The organism is Limimaricola cinnabarinus LL-001, from assembly GCF_000466965.1.
In the GTDB taxonomy this organism is placed as follows: Bacteria; Pseudomonadota; Alphaproteobacteria; order Rhodobacterales; family Rhodobacteraceae; genus Limimaricola; species Limimaricola cinnabarinus.
Genome location: NZ_BATB01000037.1, coordinates 20,279 through 38,441, shown reverse-complemented (window position 1 = coordinate 38,441; position 18,163 = coordinate 20,279). Strand labels below are relative to the sequence as shown.

Here is an 18,163-nt window from a genome sequence, read left to right as displayed (position 1 = left end):
GGCGGCGCGGACCTGCCGCTGGCCTTGATCGCGATCATGACCTTCGTGCTGATCTCGTCATCGGGCACCATGGCGATGGCGGTGAACTTCGCCTATGCGCGCGACCGCAAACGCACCGCCGCGCTGATGTACACAACCGCGGCCTTGGGCGCGCTCTTCGTCGGCATGCAGGCCTTCGAGTGGTCCAAGCTGATCCATGAGGGCGTGCGCCCATGGGGCAATCCCTTCGGTGCGGAGCAGTTCGGCGCGACCTTCTTCACGATCACCGGCTTTCACGGCACCCATGTGAGCTTTGGCGTGCTGTTCCTGCTGATCGTCGCGGGCAAGGTCCGCAAGGGCGCGTTCGACAGCGGCCGGCGGACATGGCTGTGCCGTGAGAAGGGCGATTACGAGGCGGTCGAGATCATGGGCCTCTACTGGCACTTCGTCGATCTCGTCTGGGTGTTCATCTTCGCGTTCTTCTATTTGTGGTGAGGCCGACATGACGCATGCATCCGCGAACCAGACCGCCTCCGCCGACACGCATGAGGGGCAGGCTCATCCGGTCCGGCTCTACCTCGTCTGCTGGGGTTTTCTCTTCGTGCTCTCGATCGCCTCCTACATGGTCGATTACGCGCAGTTGCAGGGCATGCTGCGTTGGGGGCTGATCCTGATCTTCATGGCGCTCAAGGCCGGGCTGATCGTTGCGGTCTTCATGCATATGGCGTGGGAGCGGCTGGCGCTGGTCTATGCGATCCTGCTTCCACCGCTCGCGGCGGTGGTCTTCATGGGAATCATGATCGCGGAATCGGGCTATACGCTGCAGGCCCGCGAGACGCATTTCTCGGCCCCCCGATAAGGCGTTTCGGGCTTCCAAGCGGTGAAATGAGGCTTTGGGTGCCGCTCGCCTCAGTCCCGCGCCAAGCGCAGCTCGGCCACGAAATTATAGGCGTCGCCCCGGTAGAGCGAGCGGGTGAATTCGGCCACCCGACCATCGGCAAGATAAGAGGTTCGCTCGATCCGCAGCCCGGCCGTGCCCGGTTCGACCTCGAGCGTGGTGGCGTCGTCGCGGCCCAGGTTGATGGCCGAGATCCTCTGCAGGGCGCGGACGGGCCGCAGCCCGGCCTCAGCGAGCGTGCCGTAGAGCGACACCTCGACCGCACCCGGATCGGGCAGGATGTCGAGCGGCAGCGCCGCGCGTTCGATCGCCATGGGCCGCCCGTCGGCCAGGCGCAGCCGCGCCAGCCGCGCGACCGACGCGTCCGACGAGAGACCGAGCGCCACCACCTCGTCCGGCGAGGGGATATAGATGCCTCGGTCGAGCCAGAGGGTCGTCGTCGACAGCCCACGCCGCGCCATGTCCTCGGTGAAGGAGGTCAGCCGCGACAGGGATTGTTCGAGCCGAGGCGCAGGCGGCGCCACGAAGGAGCCGGAGCCCTGCTTCTGGATCACCAGCCCGTCTTCGACCAACCGGCCGATCGCCTTGCGGACCGTGACCCGCGACAGCCCGGTCATCGCCGCGATCTCGCGCTCCGGCGGCAGCGGGCTTCCCGGTGCCAGAAGCCCCTGCGAGACGGCCTCGGAGAGCTTTTCGGCCAGTTGCAGATAAAGCGGCCCGCCATCGGCGCGGCTCCAGTTCCCGGGGTCGAGGACGGCCGAGATCTTCATGCGCGCCCGCCCGCCGCCCGCGCGAGGATCAGTGCCCCGTCGAGCGGGGTGCCGAGCGGGGCGACGAAGCGCCGGTCCGGACGGTCGAGCAGAGCCCGGTAGCGTGGCCCCAGCCCTCCGGTGAGGCAGATCGGCTCCTCCAAGCGATGGCCGAGAGCGGCAAGCGCGCGGTCGAGCCAACCCGCGCCGCGCGCGAACAGATCGCGCGCAAGCGGATCTCCGGCCTCGAGCGCCTGAACCAGCACCGGCGCGAGCGCACCGTAATCCGCGGGCCGCGCGGAGGCTGCATAGCCGACGATCTCCTGCGGCGTCCCGCCCATCCGCGCAAGCAGCGCCTCCGAAAGGGCGGTTCGGTCGCGCATGCCATCGACCGCTTCGAGCGTGGCGGCGAGCGCCGCGCGCCCGAGCCAGCCGCCGGAGGCCTGATCCGACAGCTGCAGCCCCCAGCCGCCGACCGCGCGGATGGTGCCCCCGCGCCTCAGCCCCACGAAACTTCCCGTTCCGATGGCGAGGACGGCGCCGTCACCCTCCGCTCCGAGTGCCCCGGCGATGGCAATGTCGCGATCCTCGGTGACGCAGCAGCGTCCCGGCAGCTGACCCGCGACCTTGCGGGCCATGTCGTCGGTCTGCACCCCTGCAAGGCCGGCATGTCCGATGGCCTGCTCCAGCTCCGCAGCCCCGAGACCCGCCGATTGCGCCGCGGCGGTGATCGCCGACCGCAGATTGGCCATCCCGCCTTCGAAATCGGATGTGAGATTGGCCGGCCCGGCGGCCCCCTGTCCGACCACGCCGTCGCGCCAGATGGCGGCACGGCAGCCGGTACCGCCGCCGTCGATGCCGAGATAAAGGGAGACCGCTTGCTTCATGTCATACCTATATAATACCTTTAGATGAGAGTGAAGACATATAACCCCCCCACGAAGACATAGAAGCAAGCCGCAGCAGCCATTCGCACTGATATGCTCGAAGCCATCTGGACAAGAGGTATCATAAAGGTATTAGATAGGTCTCGAAGGGGGATTCGCATGACGCTACCGCGTACCGAGCAGTTGACGGCCGACACGGCGCTGGACCGGATGGACGGCCCGGCCGCGTTGTCGCGCATGATCGACGTTCAGGTCGCGGCGGTTGAGAGCCTGCGCCCAGTCACCGGCGAACTCGAGGCCGCCGCGCGGCTGGTCGCCTCGGCGCTGGCGGGCGGGGGGCGTCTGGTCTATGCGGCCGCCGGAAGCTCGGGGCTGATGGCGCTGGCCGACGCGGCCGAGCTGCCCGGCACCTTCGGCATCGCCAGCGAACGCATCCTATTGCGCATGGCGGGCGGTGTGCCGGTGGACGGCACGATGCCGGGCGACACCGAAGACGACACCGAGGCCGGACGTGCCGTCGTCGCGGAACTGCGCGCCGACGATGTCCTCATCGTGCTCAGCGCGAGTGGCACCACGCCCTTTCCCACCGCCATCGCGGAGGGGGCAAAGGCGCGTGGCACACGCATCGTGGCGATCGCCTGCAATCCCGGCACACCGCTTCTTGCCGCCGCCGATGTCGCGATCTGCGTCGAGACGCCGCCGGAGGCGCTGGCGGGCTCGACCCGGATGGGGGCGGGCACCGCGCAGAAGGCGGCTTTGAACCTGATTTCGACCCGGGCAGGCATCCTTCTGGGTCATGTGCATGACGGCATGATGGTCAACCTCGTCGCCGACAATGCCAAGCTGCGTGCCCGTGCGATGCATATCGTTGCCAGCGTGACCGGCGTGAGCGACGACGCGGCGGCACACGCGCTCGACCGCGCAGGCGGCGCGGTGAAGCGGGCCTGCCTGATCGCATCGGGTGCCGCGCCGGAGGCGGCGCAGGCGCTGCTCGACGCGCATCACCAGCATCTGCGCCCGTCTCTCGGCGCGCTCATCGCACAACAAGACGCCTGAACAGGGCGCGGGAACACCAACACGGGAGAAGACAATGACCAAACGGATATTCGCCGGCGCGCTCTTGGGCTCGACCCTGCTGACCGGCATCGCGCAGGCGCAGGAGGTCACGCTGACCATCGAGAGCTGGCGCAACGACGACCTCTCGATCTGGCAGGACCAGATCATCCCGGCCTTCGAGGCCGCCCACCCCGACATCAAGCTCGACTTCACGCCATCGGCCCCGGCCGAGTACAACGCGGTGCTGAACTCCAAGCTCGACGCGGGCTCGGCGGGCGACCTGATCACCTGCCGCCCCTTCGACGCCTCGCTCGCGCTCTATGACGGCGGCAAGCTCGCGGATCTGAGCGATCTCGACGGTATGTCCAACTTCTCCGACGTGGCGAAATCGGGCTGGAGCACCGACGACGGATCGGCCACCTACTGCGTGCCGATGGCCAGCGTGATCCACGGCTTCATCTACAACAAGGACGCCTTCGATGAGCTTGGGCTGGAGGAGCCCGCGACCGTCGACGCGTTCTTTGCCGTGCTCGATGCGATCAAGGAAGATGGCGGCTACATCCCGATGGCGATGGGCACCAACGACCAGTGGGAAGCCGCGACCATGGGCTACCAGAACATCGGGCCCAACTACTGGAAGGGCGAGGAGGGCCGTCAGGCGCTGCTCTCGGGCGAGGCCAGCCTTTCCGACCCCGAATGGGTCGCGCCCTACGAGCAGCTCGCCCGCTGGGGCGAATATCTGGGCGACGGCTTCGAGGCGCAGACCTACCCCGACAGCCAGAACCTCTTCACGCTGGGCCGCGCCGCGATCTATCCGGCAGGCTCGTGGGAGGTGTCGGGCTTCAACACCCTCGCCGATTTCGAGATGGGGGCCTTTCCGCCGCCCGTGCCCAACGCGGGCGATGAATGCTATATCTCGGATCACACCGATATCGGCATCGGCATAAACGCCGCGACCGAACATCCCGAGGCGGCGAAGACCTTCCTCGATTGGGTTGCCTCGCCCGAGTTCGCCACGCTCTATGCCAACGCCCTGCCCGGCTTCTTTCCGCTGTCGGAAACCCCGGTCGAGATCGAGGACCCGCTGGCGCAGGAATTCGCCAGTTGGCGGCAGGAGTGCAACTCGACGATCCGCTCGACCTACCAGATCCTGTCGCGCGGCACGCCGAACCTCGAAAACGAGACCTGGAACGCCTCGGCGCAGGTGATCAAGGGCGCCGAGACGCCGTCGGACGCGGGCGCGCGCCTGCAGGAGGGCCTCGCCAGCTGGTACGAGCCCAAGCCGTAACCGAAAGCCATGCCGGGCGCGCAGACGCGCCTGGCTCCCGCGCTCCCGACCGATCAGGAGATCTTTCATGCCCGGCACCGCCGTCTCTTCGCATGCGCCGAGAATCCGCTGGCACATCGTCGTCTTTCTCGCGCCAGCGGTGCTGGTCTACACGGCGGTGATGATCCTGCCGCTGTTCGACACGCTGCGGCTCGCGCTCTATGACGAGGTTGAGGGGCAGAGGGTCTTCGTGGGCCTCGAGAACTTCCGCACCCTGTTCGGCGATCCCAACTGGTCGCGACAGTTCTGGAACGCGCTGGCCAACAACTTCTGGTTCTTTCTCATCCACATGGCGGTGCAGAACCCGATCGGCATCGCGCTTGCCGCGATCCTGTCGAACCCCCGGCTGCGCTTCTCGGGCTTCTACCGGTCGGCCATCTTCATCCCCACCATCCTGTCCTTCGTGATCGTGGGCTTTGCGTGGAAGCTGATCCTGTCGCCGATCTGGGGTATCGCGCCGGGTATGCTCGATGCCATCGGGCTGAAATCGCTCTTCGCGCCGTGGCTCGGCCGCGAGGAGACGGCGCTGACCACGCTGGCGCTGATCTCGGTGTGGCAGTTCGTCGGCATCCCGATGATGCTGATCTACGCCGCATTGCTCTCGATCCCCGACGAGATCCTCGAGGCGGGCGAATGCGACGGCGTCACCGGGTTCTCGGCCTTCTGGAAGATAAAGCTGCCGCTGATCCTGCCGTCGATCGGCATCATCTCGATCCTGACCTTCGTGGCGAACTTCAACGCCTTCGACCTGATCTATGCCGCCCAGGGCGCGCTGGCGGGGCCGGATTTCTCCTCCGACATCCTCGGCACCTTTCTCTACCGCACCTTCTTCGGCTTCCAGCTTCAGCTTGGCGATCCGCATATGGGCTCAGCCATCGCCTCCGCGATGTTCGCGGTCATCCTGATCGGGGTCTGCCTCTACCTCTTCGGCATCCAGACCCGGATCCGCCGCTACCAGCTTTGAGGAGGCATTGATGTCCACCGCACGTCACACCCCGCTCAACTCGGTTGCCGCCCATGCCGCCCTGATCGCCTACACGCTGATCGCGCTGTTTCCGGTCTTCGTCATCGTCATCAACAGCTTCAAGGAGCGTCGCGCGATCTTCCGCGAGCCGCTGGCCCTCCCCGATGCCGAGAGCTTCAGCCTGATCGGCTACCAGACGGTGATGAAGCAGGGGGATTTCTTCCTCTACTTCCAGAACTCCTTCATCGTCACCGTCGCCTCGCTGTTCTTCATCCTGCTTTTCGGCGCGATGGCCGCCTTCGCGCTGGCCGAGTACCGGTTTCGCGGCAACACGCTGATGGGGCTCTACCTCGCACTCGGCATCATGATCCCGATCCGCATCGGCACTGTCGCAATCCTGCAGATGATGGTGGCGACCGGGCTGGTGAACACGCTTTGGGCGCTGATCCTCGTCTACACCGCCCAGGGCCTGCCGCTCGCGGTCTTCATCCTGTCGGAGTTCATGCGGCAGGTGTCGGACGACCTGAAGAACGCCGGTCGCATTGACGGCCTCAGCGAATACAAGATCTTCTTCCGGCTCGTGCTGCCGCTGGTGCGGCCCGCCATGGCGACGGTCGCGGTGTTCAACATGATCCCGATCTGGAACGATCTGTGGTTCCCGCTGATCCTCGCCCCCGCCGAGGAGGTCAAGACGCTGACGCTGGGCTCACAGGTCTTCATCGGCCAGTTCGTGACCGACTGGAACGCGGTTCTCTCGGCGCTCAGCCTCGCGATCCTGCCGGTGCTGGTCCTTTACGTCATCTTCTCGCGGCAACTGATCCGCGGCATCACCTCGGGAGCCGTGAAATGACCCGTCGCGTCCTCATCGCGGGGCTTGGCAACATGGGGGTGAGCCATGCGTTGGCCCATCATGCCGACCCCGCCTCCGACATCGTCGGTCTCGTCAACCGCTCGCCCCGTGCGCTGCCCGAGGCGTTGACCACCTACCCGCTCTTTTCGGATTTCAAGGCGGCGCTCGCCGAGACGCGCCCCGACATCGTGGTCATCGCCACCTATTCCGACAGCCATGCCGATTACGCCTGCGCGGCGATGCGCGCGGGCGCGCATGTCTTCGTGGAAAAGCCGCTGGCCACCACCGTGGCCGACGCAACCCGCGTCGTGGACTGCGCGAAAGAGACCGGGCGCAAACTCGTGGTCGGTTACATCCTGCGGCACCACCCGAGCTGGCGGCGGCTGATCGAGGAGGCGCGCGGCTTGGGCGGGCCATACGTGTTCCGCCTCAACCTCAACCAGCAATCCTCCGGCTCGACATGGGAGACGCACAAAGCGCTGATGCAGACCACATCGCCCATCGTCGATTGCGGCGTGCATTATGTCGATGTGATGTGCCAGATCACCGATGCCCGGCCCCTTCGGGTGCATGGCATGGGCCTCAGGCTCAGCGACGAGATCCCCGAAGGCATGTATAATTACGGCCAGCTTCAGGTGATCTTCGAGGACGGCTCCGTTGGCTGGTACGAGGCGGGCTGGGGCCCGATGATGTCCGAGACCGCGAGCTTCGTGAAGGACATCGTCTCGCCGAACGGCTCGGTGTCCATCACCCAAGGCAACAAGGGCGCCTCGGACGATGTCGACGGCCACACGAAGGTCGGCGCGATCCTCGTGCATCGACCCGGCCAAGACGAGACCATCGAGCTGCCGGACGAGCCCGGCCATCAGGCGCTGTGCGACGCCGAGCAGGCGTATCTGCGGCGCGCCATCGACGAGGATATCGATCTCGCGCGCCACATGCAGGACGCGCTCACCAGCCTGCGGATCTGCCTCGCCGCGGATGAAAGCATCCGCACCGGCCAGCCCATCGCCTTGGAGGAGACCCCATGACCGCCCTCAAGCTCGACCGCGTGAACAAGTCCTTCGGCAAGGTGCAGGTGCTGCACGACATCGACCTCACCGTCGATGAGGGCGAGTTCGTCGTCTTCGTCGGTCCTTCGGGCTGCGGCAAGTCCACTTTGCTGCGGGTCATCGCGGGGCTGGAGGACGCGACCTCGGGCCGGGTCGAGATCGGCGGGGCGGAGGTGACCCGCACGCCCCCCGCCAAGCGCGGAATCGCCATGGTGTTCCAGAGCTACGCGCTCTACCCGCACTTGGACGTGCGCGGCAACATGGCGCTCGGCCTCAAGCAGGAGGGCCAGCCGCGCGACGTCATCGACGCGCGTATCGCCGAGGCCGCGCGGATGCTGGAGCTTCAGCCCTATCTCGACCGCCGCCCCTCTGATCTCTCGGGCGGGCAGCGTCAGCGCGTCGCCATCGGCCGCGCCGTGACGCGCCAGCCGCAGCTCTTCCTGTTCGACGAACCGCTGTCGAACCTCGACGCCGCGCTCCGGATGAACACCCGGATCGAGATCGCGCAGCTGCACCGCACGCTCGGTGCCTCGATGATCTACGTCACGCATGATCAGACCGAAGCGATGACGCTCGCCGATCGGATCGTGGTGCTGCGCGCGGGTCGGATCGAGCAGATCGGCGCGCCGATGGAGCTTTACAACAACCCGGCCAACCGCTTCGTCGCGGGATTTCTCGGCGCGCCCTCGATGAACTTCCTCGCGCCGGTCGCGGACGCCCCCGAGGGCGCAATCCTCGGCATCCGGCCCGAGCATCTGCGCCCCGAGGCCGACGGCCCGATCCGCGGCACCATCACCCATGTCGAGCATCTGGGCGGCGACACCAACATCGTGCTCGACACGAGGTCGGGCGAAAAGGCGACCATCCGCATGTTCGGCCAGCACCGGGCGCGGGTCGGAGAGGAGATCGCCATGGGCTTCGATGCGTCGCACGGCTTTCTATTCGACGCCGAGGGGCAACGGCTTGGCTGATACGAGGTTGGGTCGTCGCGCGATCGGACGTAAGGCGATCGCGAGCGAGGCCTGAAACGATGACGAAGCTAGGGGTCCGCATGTCGATCCGCGGTCGGGCCACCTGTCGAAATGCCGGCGCGCCGGGGGCCGTCGGTCCCGCAAAGGGGAAATGCCATGAAGATACTGATATTGCCCGACCGGGAGGCCGCCGTGGCGGCCTGTGTGGATCTGATCGCGCAGACCCTGACGGCGACGCCAGACGCCGTCCTCGGCCTCGCCACCGGGGGCACGATGGAGCCGGTCTATGCCGGGCTGCTGGCGCGCGCGCGGGCCGGCGAGGTCACCCTTAACCGGATGACCAGCTTCAATCTCGATGAATATGTCGGCCTGCCGCCCGGGCATCCGCAGTCCTACCACACCTACATGCGAGAGCGGCTGTTCGGACCGCTCGGTCTCGATCCCGCGCGCACGCATCTGCCGCGTGGCGACGCGTCCGATCCCATCGCCGAGGCGGTGCGTTACGACACGGCGATCGTGGCGGCGGGCGGCATCGACCTGCAGCTTCTGGGAATCGGCGGCAATGGCCATATCGGCTTCAATGAACCCAGCTCCTCGCTGGCTTCGCCGACGCGGGTCAAGACGCTGACCCGCGCCACCCGCGCGGCCAACGCCCGTTTCTTTGGCCCCGACGAGACGGTGCCGCAATTCGCGATCACCATGGGCATCGCCACGATCCTGCGCAGCCGCCATGCCGTGCTTCTGGCCACCGGCGGGCCAAAGGCGGCGGCGGTGGCGGCGATGGCCGAAGGGCCGCTCAGCGCCCGCTGCCCGGCCTCGGCGCTGCAGATGCATCCCAAGGCGACCATCGTGCTCGACGCCGAGGCCGCCGCAGATCTGGAGCTGCGCCAGTATTACGAAACGGTGCACCCGCAGGGGCAGGAGGTGAGCCTTGACTGACGCGGTGCGCCTGATCGTCCTGCCCGAGGCGCTTTATGACGGCGAGACGGAGCAGCCCCTTGCCGACCGGGCCATCGTGATCGAGGGGGGGCGCATCCGCGACGTGACCGCCGCCGCCCGCGCGCCTGCGGGCCGTACCCTGCACGCGGCCATCGCGGCCCCCGGCTTCATCGACCTGCAGATCAACGGCGGCGGCGGGGTGATGTTCAACGACGCGCCGACCCGCGACACGCTGCGACGCATAGTGCGCGCGGCACGGCGCGGCGGCACGGCGCATCTCCTGCCGACCTTCATCACCGCGCCCGGCACATCCTATCTCGCGGCGATGCAGGCCGTGCGCGAGGCGCTGTCCGAGGCTGAGCCGGGCATTCTCGGGCTGCATCTCGAGGGGCCGTTCCTGTCGCCCACGCGTCCCGGCATCCACCCGCCGGCGGCGGTGCGCAAGCTGACGCCGGGCGATCTCGACGCGCTGTGCGAAGGCGTGGGCGGGCCCCTGCTCGTCACCCTCGCCCCCGAGGAGGCCCCGCCCCGGCGCGATCGCGCGGCTCGGGCAGGCCGGTGTCACTGTCTTTGCCGGTCACAGCGAGGCCGACCACGCCACGATGATGCGCGCGGCGGATGAGGGGCTGCGCGGCGGCACGCATCTGTTCAACGCGATGTCCCAGCTTACCGGTCGCGCGCCCGGCGTGGTGGGGGCGCTGTTCGACGACGCGCGGCTGTTTGCCGGGATCATCGCCGACGACATCCACGTGCATCCGGCCAACCTGCGGCTGGCGCTGCGCGTCACGGGGGATCGGCGGCTGTGCCTCGTCACCGACGCGATGGCGACGCTGGACGCGCCCGACGCGCGATTTTCGATCAACGGCAAGACCATCGCCCAGAAGGACGGCCGCCTCGCCGATGCCGAAGGCTGCCTCGCTGGGGCGCATCTGGCGATGGACGAGGCGGTGCGCAACATGTCCCGCCTGGCCGGCGCAGGCCGGGCGCAGGCGCTCCGGATGGCGGCGACGACACCTGCCGAAGCGCTGGGGCTGGGCCATGCACTGGGCCGCATCGCGCCTGGAATGCGCGCCTCAATCACCCTGCTCAGCCATGATCTGGAGGCATGCGGCACCATGGTGGACGGGCTTTGTTGGTGATTTCGGGGGCCGGTGGTTCACGAGGGCTTTTCCGGATGAGTTGGTCCACCCTTTTGAGATCATGTCATCTACTCATGGCAGGCGAAACGCCGTCGGCATTCTCGCGACGGGTTTCTTCCGAGATCGACATTCCGGCGATCGCACGACCGACGATAACGCATGGACCCGGCTGAGGTTTTCTCCTTCACTGCACCGAGGGAGAAGGAGAGGCGATCATGAATCTGGCAAAGCTCTGTGCAACGCGCGCGGCCCAAGGGCGGCCCGTCACGGCCGGTTTGATCGGCGCGGGCAAGTTCGGCTCGATGTTCCTGGCGCAGGTGCCGCATGTCGAGGGGCTCGAGGTCGCGGCGATCGCCGATCTCGACCCGGAGCGCGCCCGCGCCGCCTGCCGCGAGGTGGGCTGGGGCGAGAGCCGCATCGCAGCCACGCGCTTTGTCGCCAACGGGGCGGAGCTTGCCGCGACGGATGGGGTCGAGGTGGTGATCGAGGCGACCGGTCATCCACGCGCGGGCATTCGCCACGCGCAGGCGGCAATCGACGCGGGGCGACACGTGGTGATGGTCAATGTCGAGGCCGATGTGCTGGCCGGCCCCGTGCTGGCGCGCCGCGCCGCCCAAGCGGGCGTGGTCTATTCGATGGCCTTCGGGGACCAGCCGGCGCTGGTCTGCGAGATGGTCGACTGGGCGCAATCGAACGGATTTCGCGTGGTGGCGGCAGGCAAGGGCACGAAATACCTGCCAGCCTATCACGAGGTGACGCCCGACGCGGTCTGGGAGCATTACGGGCTGACGGCGGAAGAGGCCAGGACGGCGGGGATGAACCCGCAGATGTTCAACTCCTTTCTCGACGGCACCAAAAGCGCGATCGAGGCGGCGGCGATCGCCAACGCCACCGGCCTCTCGGTGCCCGATGACGGGCTGGCCTTTCCGCCCTGCGGCACCGACGATCTGGCCCATGTCTTGCGACCACGCGAGGTCGGCGGTCTCCTGGACCGCCCCGGCATGGTCGAGGTGGTCTCCAGTCTCGAACGCGACGGACGCCCCGTGTTCCGCGATCTGCGCTGGGGCGTCTACGTGGTGATCGAGGCGCAAAGCGACTACGCCGCCGCCTGCTTTCGCCAATACGGCCTGCCGACCGACGCGACGGGGCGCTATGCCGCGATGTACCGGCCCTTTCACATGATCGGGCTCGAGCTTGCGACCTCGGTGCTTTCGGCGGCGCTCAGGGGCGAGGCGACCGGAGCGCCAGTGGGCTTTCACGCGAGCGTCGCCGCCATCGCCAAGCGCGATCTCGGCCCCGGCGACCGGCTCGATGGCGAGGGGGGCTACACCGTCTGGGGTCGGGTGATGCCCGCCAAGCGGGCGGCGCGAGACGAGGTGCTGCCGATCGGGTTGGCGCAGGGGATCACTTTGCGCCGGGCCGTCGCAAAGGGCGAGGCGCTGCGCTTTGCCGACGTGGAGATCGCCGAGGACGAGGCCGTGCGGCTCTACCGCGATTGCCTCGCCCTCGCGGGGACTTCAGGTGCGCATCGCGGTGCCTGAGATCGTCGTATCCGAAAGACGTCCGGTGACCTCTGGCAGGCAGGCTTTTGCCTGTTTCCAGGACTGGAGGCATTGGCGGGCGGCTCAGCAATCCAGCACAGCCTGAAGTCGGCCCGCCATGAAGGAACCGGCCCCGGAGAAGCAGATCTGCACCGGCCCGATCCGGTCATAAGTGGTAGGACATACGCATGGCGGTGGTCGAGAAACGCGACCCCGTCTGGAGGGGGAAATAGACGATGCCGCTGGCCATGAACCGAAACGTCTTCATCACCTGCGCCGTGACCGGCTCGGGCGGCACGCAGGATCGCAGCCCGCACGTGCCACGCTCGCCCCGGCAGATCGCCGACAGCGCCATCGACGCGGCGCGGGCCGGCGCGGCCATCGTCCATTGCCATGTGCGCGATCCCGACACCGGCGCGCCGTCGCGGCGGGTCGAGCTCTACCGCGAGGTGACGGAGCGCATCCGCGACGCCGAGGTCGACGTCGTGCTCAACCTGACGGCGGGCATGGGCGGCGACATGGTGTTCGGCTCGCCCGAGGCGCCCCTTCCGGTGAAGGCCGCCGGAACCGACATGATCGGCGCGACGGAGCGCATGGCGCATATCCGCGACTGCCTGCCCGAGATCTGCACGCTCGATTGCGGCACGATGAATTTCGCGGAGGCGGATTACGTCATGACCAACACGCCGGGCATGCTTCGCGCGATGGGCGCGATGATGACCGAGCTTGGGATCAAGTCGGAGATCGAGGCCTTCGACACCGGCCACCTGTGGTTCGCCAAGGAGCTGGTCAAGGAAGGCACCCTGGCCAGCCCGGCGCTGGTGCAGCTGTGCATGGGTGTGCCCTGGGGCGCGCCCAACGACCTCAACACGCTGATGGCCATGGTCAACAACATCCCCGACGATTGGATCTGGTCGGCCTTTTCCCTGGGCCGCGACCAGATGCCCTATGCTGCGGCGGCGATACTGGCGGGAGGCAACGTGCGCGTCGGTCTGGAGGACAACCTGTTTCTCGACAAGGGCGTGCTGGCCACCAACGCGCAGCTGGTCGAGCGGGCGGTGACGATCGTGGAGAACATGGGTGCCAAGGTGATGGGTCCGGCGGCCGTGCGCGAAAGGCTGGGCCTCACCAAGCGGGCCCCGGCGTCGGCATGAGCCTGCGGCGAAAGGGCGGATGACGGTCGCTTTCGGAAGAAGGTTGGCTGACCGATTACGTCTCTCGGGGTGCCGCGCTCAGGACTACCGATTGGGCACAAGGTGGGACCTCCGAGCCGTTCGACCGCCCATGTAGAGGCGCGGGGCAGATATCCCGCCCATTATATCCCAAGCCCGAATAATCAAATCCGAAAACAGCCGGTTTTCCAATACTACGCAGGAGATACTTTAGGCGGCAACGGGATAACCCTTTCGAGGACATGACGGATGAAGGCAATCGGCTACCGCGCGGCAGGCGCGGCTGACAATTTGGAAATCATCGAGGCGGACCGGCCCGAGCTTCGCCCGCGCGACCTGCTGATCGAGGTCAGGGGCGTCTCGGTCAACCCGGTGGACGTCAAGCTGCGCGCGGCGGTGCAGCCCGAAGGCGGCGCGCGGATTTTGGGCTTCGATGCGGCGGGGGTCGTGGTGGAAATCGGTGACGAAGTCACGGGCTACGAGGTGGGTGACGAGGTCTTCTATGCCGGTGACGTCACACGCGCTGGCACGAATGCAGCGCTTCACGCGGTCGATGAACGGATCGTCGGGCGCAAGCCCGCCAGCCTCGATTTCGCCGAAGCCTCTGGCCTGCCGCTGACCACGATCACGGCGTGGGAGATGCTGTTCGAGTCCTTCCGCCTGACCGAAGGGGGCGGCACAGGCCAGACCCTGCTCGTCATCGGCGGGGCCGGTGGCGTGGGGTCGATCCTGATCCAGCTGGCCAAGGCACTGACCGGTCTCACTGTGATTGCGACCGCCTCGCGCCCCGAGACGCAGGATTGGGTGCGCAAGATGGGGGCCGATCACGTGGTGGATCATCGCGGCGATCTCGCGGCGCAGGTGGCCGAGCTGGGCCTGACGCCCGGATATGTCGCCGCGCTGACCGCGACGGATCAGCACTGGCCCGCAATCATCGACCTGATCGCGCCACGCGGTCAGATCGCGCTGATCGACGACCCCGAGACGCTGGACATCAAGCCCGCGAAGCCCAAGGCACTGAGCATCCACTGGGAGTTCATGTTCACCCGCTCGATGTTCGGGACGGAGGACATCGGCGCCCAGCGGGAGCTGCTGAACCGGGTTTCCGAGATGATCGACGCGGGCAAATTGCGGTCCACCGTCACCGAACGAGTGGGTCGGCTGAGCGTCGAGGCCCTGCGCGCCGCGCATCTGCGACAGGAAAGCGGCCGGGTGATCGGCAAGCAGGTTCTGGACGGGTTCTGAGGCAGTTCTGACAGGAGATCGAAGATGTTGGACGAGACCGGACAGGCGGCCTTCCCGAGATTGAACCGCGCCTACAATTCCGTCTTCAGGCCGGGACGGATGAGCATCGGGCTGGTCGTTCCGCTCGAAGCCTATCCGAATGCTGCCGTGCCCGACATGGCCCGTCACATCGAGCGCGCGCGGCTGGCCGACAGCCTCGGCTTTTCGGCGCTGTGGCTGCGGGACGTGCCGTTCAACGTGCCTTCCTTCGGCGATGCCGGACAGCTCTTCGATCCCTTCGTCTACCTTGGGGCGCTGGCGGCCTCGACGCGGGACATCGCACTCGGCGTGGCCAGCATCGTCCTGCCATTGCGCCACCCGGCCCATGTGGCCAAGCCGCCGCTTCGGCGGATGTGCTCTCGGGCGGGCGGCTTCTGCTCGGTGTCGCCTCTGGCGACCGGCCCGACGAATATCCCGCCCTGAACATGGGCTTCGAGGAACGCGGCGAGCGGTTCCGCGACAGCGTGGACTACATCCGGGCCATGGCCGAGGACTACCCGCGCCGCCAGACCGCCCACGGAACGCTGTCGGGCGGGATCGACATGTTGCCCAAGCCCGCAAGCGGCCGCCTGCCGCTTCTGATCACGGGCGGCAGCCAACAATCTCCCGACTGGGTCGCGCGGAACGGCGATGGCTGGATGACCTATCCGCGCGATGCGGCGACGCAGGGCCGCGTGGTCGGCGAGTATCGCCGCCGGATCGCCGAAGCCGGTCTGCCCGACAAGCCGGTGATGCAATCGCTTTACATCGATCTCGTCGCGCAGGCGGATGCGGCACCCCGACCGATCCATCTCGGCTTTCGGTCGGGCACGGACCACCTGCGGCGCTACCTGACCGAGGTCCGCGATCTCGGCATCAACCATGTTGCCCTGAACCTGCGGTTCAACGGCGCGGACATCGAGGACACCATGCGGCGGCTGGCGGACAAGATTCTGCCCGAGTTTCACAGCTGAGGAGACACCAATGCCCAAGACGATCCTGATCACCGGCGCGACCGACGGCATCGGCCTGCTGACCGCGAAGACGCTGGCCGCGCAGGGCCATACCGTCCTGCTTCACGGGCGCAGCGCCGAAAAGCTGGAGGCCGCGGCCAAGGAGGTGGGTGGCACGCCCGAGAGGTTCCGCGCCGACCTGTCGCGCCTCGATGAGGTCGGGGCTCTGGCCGAAGAAATCCAGAGCCGCCACGACCGCATCGACGTGCTGATCAACAACGCGGGCGTCCTCAAGACCCCCCAGGCCCGGACGCCTGAGGGGCTCGATACCCGCTTTGTCGTCAACACCCTTGCGCCTTACCTGTTGGCGCAGCGCCTGCTGCCGATCATTCCGAAAGACGGCCGCGTGGTGAACCTGTCCTCGGCGGCCCAAGCACCCGTGGATGTCGAGGCCCTGCGTGGCAGGCACGCGCTCGATCACATGGCTGCCTATGCCCAGAGCAAGCTGGCCATCACGATCTGGACGCAGGAGATGGCCAGCGCCCATCCGGACGGCCCGGCCTTCATCGCCGTGAACCCCGGCTCCTTGCTGGCCTCCAAGATGGTCAAGGAAGGCTTCGGCGTGGCGGGCAACGACCTGTCGATCGGTGCCGACATCTTGGGCCGGGCCGCGCTGTCGGACGAGTTCGCAGACGCGTCGGGGCGCTATTTCGACAATGACAGCGGGCGCTTCGCACAGCCCCACCCGGCGGCGGGCGACAAGGGCCAGGTCGCCGCAATCATGGAGGCGATCCGCGAGCTTGTCGCTGACACCAACTGAGAAGCGGTTCAAGCGATCGCAATCGGTGTGAAACGACATCCGTCATAGCCAGCCGATCCTCGTAGGCAGGATCGGCTGTCGTCGCGACGCCTGTTGTTCCAAGGGCCAGCCGTGCGGAGCCGTCTCGACACAGAACGTGCAGTATCAAGACCTATCTCTGGAACGCCGACCTTCTGCGGAGATCGGCGTTTTTCTACTCGAGGCAGAACTTCGAACCCATGCCGCGCGACCATGTCGCGATCCGACCAAAGCCTCTCGTTGCCTGTCCGTGTCACGGCTTCCCCTCCCCCATAAGGGGGCCTTTTCACCTCACGACCTAAGAAAGGCTCAGGCCATCGGCTTGATCGGGCACAGGCGACGTTCGTGGCCAAGGGAGCGGTTGTCCCGAAAACCTCAGAGCGAAGCAGGTTCGGTGCCATGAGACGGATCGGCCTACCGGCGGCCGATTATCGTCCATTTCGGAAAACTGAACTCCGATCATGCCGGATTATATTACCGGCTACGCTCCCGTATCTCATGTCCAACGCAACACCCGGCAGGAGAGACCGATGAAAGCCATGACCCTGAACGACTACGGCACCGAAGCATCCTTCGTGGAAGCCGACATGCCGCGTCCGGCGGCCGCGCCCGACCAGGTCCTCGTCCGCGTCAAGGCGACGAGCGTCAATACGATCGACACGATGATCAAGGCCATGGGCAAGGACCTGCCCCTGTCGCCCGACCTGCCCGCCGTGCTGGGCATGGATTTCGCCGGTATCGTCGAAGAGGTCGGTGAGGACGTGACCGGTTTTGCCATGGGCGACGAGGTCTATGGCTGTGCCGGCGGATTGGCCGATCTTCAGGGCGCACTGGCGGAGTTCATGTCCGCCGACGCCCGGCTGATCGCGCACAAGCCCAAAGCCTCTCGATGCGCGAGGCCGCCGCCTTGCCGCTGGTGGGCATCACGGCTTGGGAAGGGCTGCACCGGGCGGGCGTCGCCACCGGGCAGAAGGTGCTCGTGCAAGGCGGCGCGGGCGGTGTGGGGCATCTCGCCGTGCAACTGGCCCACCATCTCGGGGCCGAGGTGTCGGCGACCGGCACCGGCGACAGCCAGCTTTCGGTGATCGAAGGCTACGACGCCCGGCCCATCGATTTCGCGGTCGAGAAGATCGAGGACTACGTCGCGGCCCACACCGGCGGGGCCGGTTTCGACGCGGTGTTCGACACGGTCGGCGGGGCCAACCTGACAAACTCCTTCGCGGCGGCGGCACTGAATGCCCATGTGGTCACGACGGTCGCCCTGTCGGAAATCGACCTGTCTCCTGCCCACTTCAAGGGGCTGTCGCTGCACATCGTCTTCATGCTGCTGCCCATGCTGCATGACGTCCGGCGCGAGGTTCACGGTGAGATACTCGCAAACCTCGCCAAGCTGATCGATGCCGGTGCGGTAAAGCCGCTGCTGGACGAGCAGAGGTTCGACCTGAGCCAGATCGGCGAAGCCTATGCCCGGCTGCAAAGCGGTCAGGCGATCGGCAAGGTGGTTGTCGAGGTCTGATTTCGACCTGCGGACCGGGCGTCGCGTCGCCCGGTCATCCCCTGCGATCCTGACGGATACGCCGTCCGG

Annotated in this window: 19 protein-coding genes and 1 pseudogene; 18 read left to right on the top strand and 2 right to left on the bottom strand. The window is 67.0% G+C overall.

The window, feature by feature from the left end; genetic code table 11:
• Together MBELCI_RS12345 and MBELCI_RS12340 are read left to right on the top strand one after the other, a co-directional pair.
• Positions 1-474, top strand: a 474-nt coding sequence (locus tag MBELCI_RS12345; RefSeq protein WP_045320102.1) for a cytochrome c oxidase subunit 3, incomplete at its 5' end; no start/stop codon positions are given.
• A 7-nt stretch (positions 475-481) separates the two neighbouring features.
• Positions 482-838, top strand: coding sequence for a cytochrome C oxidase subunit IV family protein (locus tag MBELCI_RS12340; protein WP_021694560.1), 357 nt, complete (start codon positions 482-484; stop codon positions 836-838).
• A gap of 50 nt (positions 839-888) precedes the next feature.
• Here the strand turns inward: MBELCI_RS12340 and MBELCI_RS12335 are convergent, their stop codons facing one another.
• Both MBELCI_RS12335 and MBELCI_RS12330 read right to left on the bottom strand, forming a co-directional pair.
• Entirely contained in the window at positions 889-1,647 is a 759-nt protein-coding gene (locus MBELCI_RS12335; RefSeq protein WP_021694559.1) for a GntR family transcriptional regulator, read from the bottom strand.
• Positions 1,644-2,513: a glucosamine kinase nucleotide-binding domain-containing protein gene (locus MBELCI_RS12330; protein WP_021694558.1), complete on the bottom strand. Its 870-nt coding sequence runs from the start codon at positions 2,511-2,513 to the stop codon at positions 1,644-1,646. Before MBELCI_RS12330 ends, MBELCI_RS12335 begins: the two co-directional genes overlap by 4 nt.
• Positions 2,514-2,672: 159 nt before the next feature.
• On the opposite strand from MBELCI_RS12330, the gene MBELCI_RS12325 reads away from it, so the two are divergent.
• From MBELCI_RS12325 to MBELCI_RS21720, 16 genes and pseudogenes are all read left to right on the top strand, one after another.
• Complete coding sequence (locus tag MBELCI_RS12325) at positions 2,673-3,569, top strand: N-acetylmuramic acid 6-phosphate etherase (protein ID WP_021694557.1); 897 nt, start codon at positions 2,673-2,675, stop codon at positions 3,567-3,569.
• A 34-nt stretch (positions 3,570-3,603) separates the two neighbouring features.
• Positions 3,604-4,857 carry an ABC transporter substrate-binding protein gene (locus tag MBELCI_RS12320; protein WP_021694556.1) on the top strand — a complete coding sequence of 418 codons (1,254 nt, stop codon included), beginning with the start codon at positions 3,604-3,606 and terminating at the stop codon, positions 4,855-4,857.
• A gap of 67 nt (positions 4,858-4,924) precedes the next feature.
• Positions 4,925-5,860, top strand: a complete 936-nt coding sequence (locus tag MBELCI_RS12315; RefSeq protein ID WP_021694555.1) for a carbohydrate ABC transporter permease — start codon at positions 4,925-4,927, stop codon at positions 5,858-5,860.
• A 10-nt stretch (positions 5,861-5,870) separates the two neighbouring features.
• On the top strand, positions 5,871-6,710 hold the full coding sequence (locus MBELCI_RS12310; RefSeq protein WP_021694554.1) for a carbohydrate ABC transporter permease: 840 nt from the start codon (positions 5,871-5,873) through the stop codon (positions 6,708-6,710).
• Positions 6,707-7,741 carry a Gfo/Idh/MocA family protein gene (locus MBELCI_RS12305; RefSeq protein ID WP_021694553.1) on the top strand — a complete coding sequence of 345 codons (1,035 nt, stop codon included), beginning with the start codon at positions 6,707-6,709 and terminating at the stop codon, positions 7,739-7,741. The genes MBELCI_RS12310 and MBELCI_RS12305 overlap by 4 nt, the downstream gene beginning before the upstream one ends.
• Entirely contained in the window at positions 7,738-8,733 is a 996-nt protein-coding gene (locus tag MBELCI_RS12300) for an ABC transporter ATP-binding protein (protein WP_021694552.1), read from the top strand. The genes MBELCI_RS12305 and MBELCI_RS12300 overlap by 4 nt, the downstream gene beginning before the upstream one ends.
• Positions 8,734-8,889: 156 nt before the next feature.
• Positions 8,890-9,672: a glucosamine-6-phosphate deaminase gene (nagB, locus tag MBELCI_RS12295; protein WP_021694551.1), complete on the top strand. Its 783-nt coding sequence runs from the start codon at positions 8,890-8,892 to the stop codon at positions 9,670-9,672.
• Entirely contained in the window at positions 9,665-10,294 is a 630-nt protein-coding gene (locus MBELCI_RS22330) for an amidohydrolase family protein (RefSeq protein WP_200861274.1), read from the top strand. The genes nagB and MBELCI_RS22330 overlap by 8 nt, the downstream gene beginning before the upstream one ends.
• Positions 10,278-10,811: an amidohydrolase family protein gene (locus MBELCI_RS22325; protein ID WP_268744185.1), complete on the top strand. Its 534-nt coding sequence runs from the start codon at positions 10,278-10,280 to the stop codon at positions 10,809-10,811. Before MBELCI_RS22330 ends, MBELCI_RS22325 begins: the two co-directional genes overlap by 17 nt.
• Positions 10,812-11,026: 215 nt before the next feature.
• On the top strand, positions 11,027-12,352 hold the full coding sequence (locus MBELCI_RS12285; RefSeq protein WP_021694548.1) for an NAD(P)H-dependent oxidoreductase: 1,326 nt from the start codon (positions 11,027-11,029) through the stop codon (positions 12,350-12,352).
• 236 nt (positions 12,353-12,588) lie between these two features.
• Positions 12,589-13,506: a 3-dehydrocarnitine:acetyl-CoA trimethylamine transferase BcoG gene (gene bcoG, locus MBELCI_RS12280; protein ID WP_021694547.1), complete on the top strand. Its 918-nt coding sequence runs from the start codon at positions 12,589-12,591 to the stop codon at positions 13,504-13,506.
• A gap of 267 nt (positions 13,507-13,773) precedes the next feature.
• Positions 13,774-14,769 carry a zinc-binding alcohol dehydrogenase family protein gene (locus MBELCI_RS12275; protein WP_021694546.1) on the top strand — a complete coding sequence of 332 codons (996 nt, stop codon included), beginning with the start codon at positions 13,774-13,776 and terminating at the stop codon, positions 14,767-14,769.
• Positions 14,770-14,793: 24 nt separating this feature from the next.
• A pseudogene (locus tag MBELCI_RS22615) lies at positions 14,794-15,761 on the top strand (LLM class oxidoreductase).
• Positions 15,762-15,771: 10 nt separating this feature from the next.
• Positions 15,772-16,560: an SDR family NAD(P)-dependent oxidoreductase gene (locus tag MBELCI_RS12265; protein ID WP_021694544.1), complete on the top strand. Its 789-nt coding sequence runs from the start codon at positions 15,772-15,774 to the stop codon at positions 16,558-16,560.
• Between the two features lie 548 nt (positions 16,561-17,108).
• Positions 17,109-17,663: an alcohol dehydrogenase catalytic domain-containing protein gene (locus tag MBELCI_RS21725; RefSeq protein WP_235047632.1), complete on the top strand. Its 555-nt coding sequence runs from the start codon at positions 17,109-17,111 to the stop codon at positions 17,661-17,663.
• Positions 17,552-18,094 carry a zinc-binding dehydrogenase gene (locus MBELCI_RS21720; protein WP_235047636.1) on the top strand — a complete coding sequence of 181 codons (543 nt, stop codon included), beginning with the start codon at positions 17,552-17,554 and terminating at the stop codon, positions 18,092-18,094. The genes MBELCI_RS21725 and MBELCI_RS21720 overlap by 112 nt, the downstream gene beginning before the upstream one ends.
• Positions 18,095-18,163 lie beyond the last annotated feature (69 nt).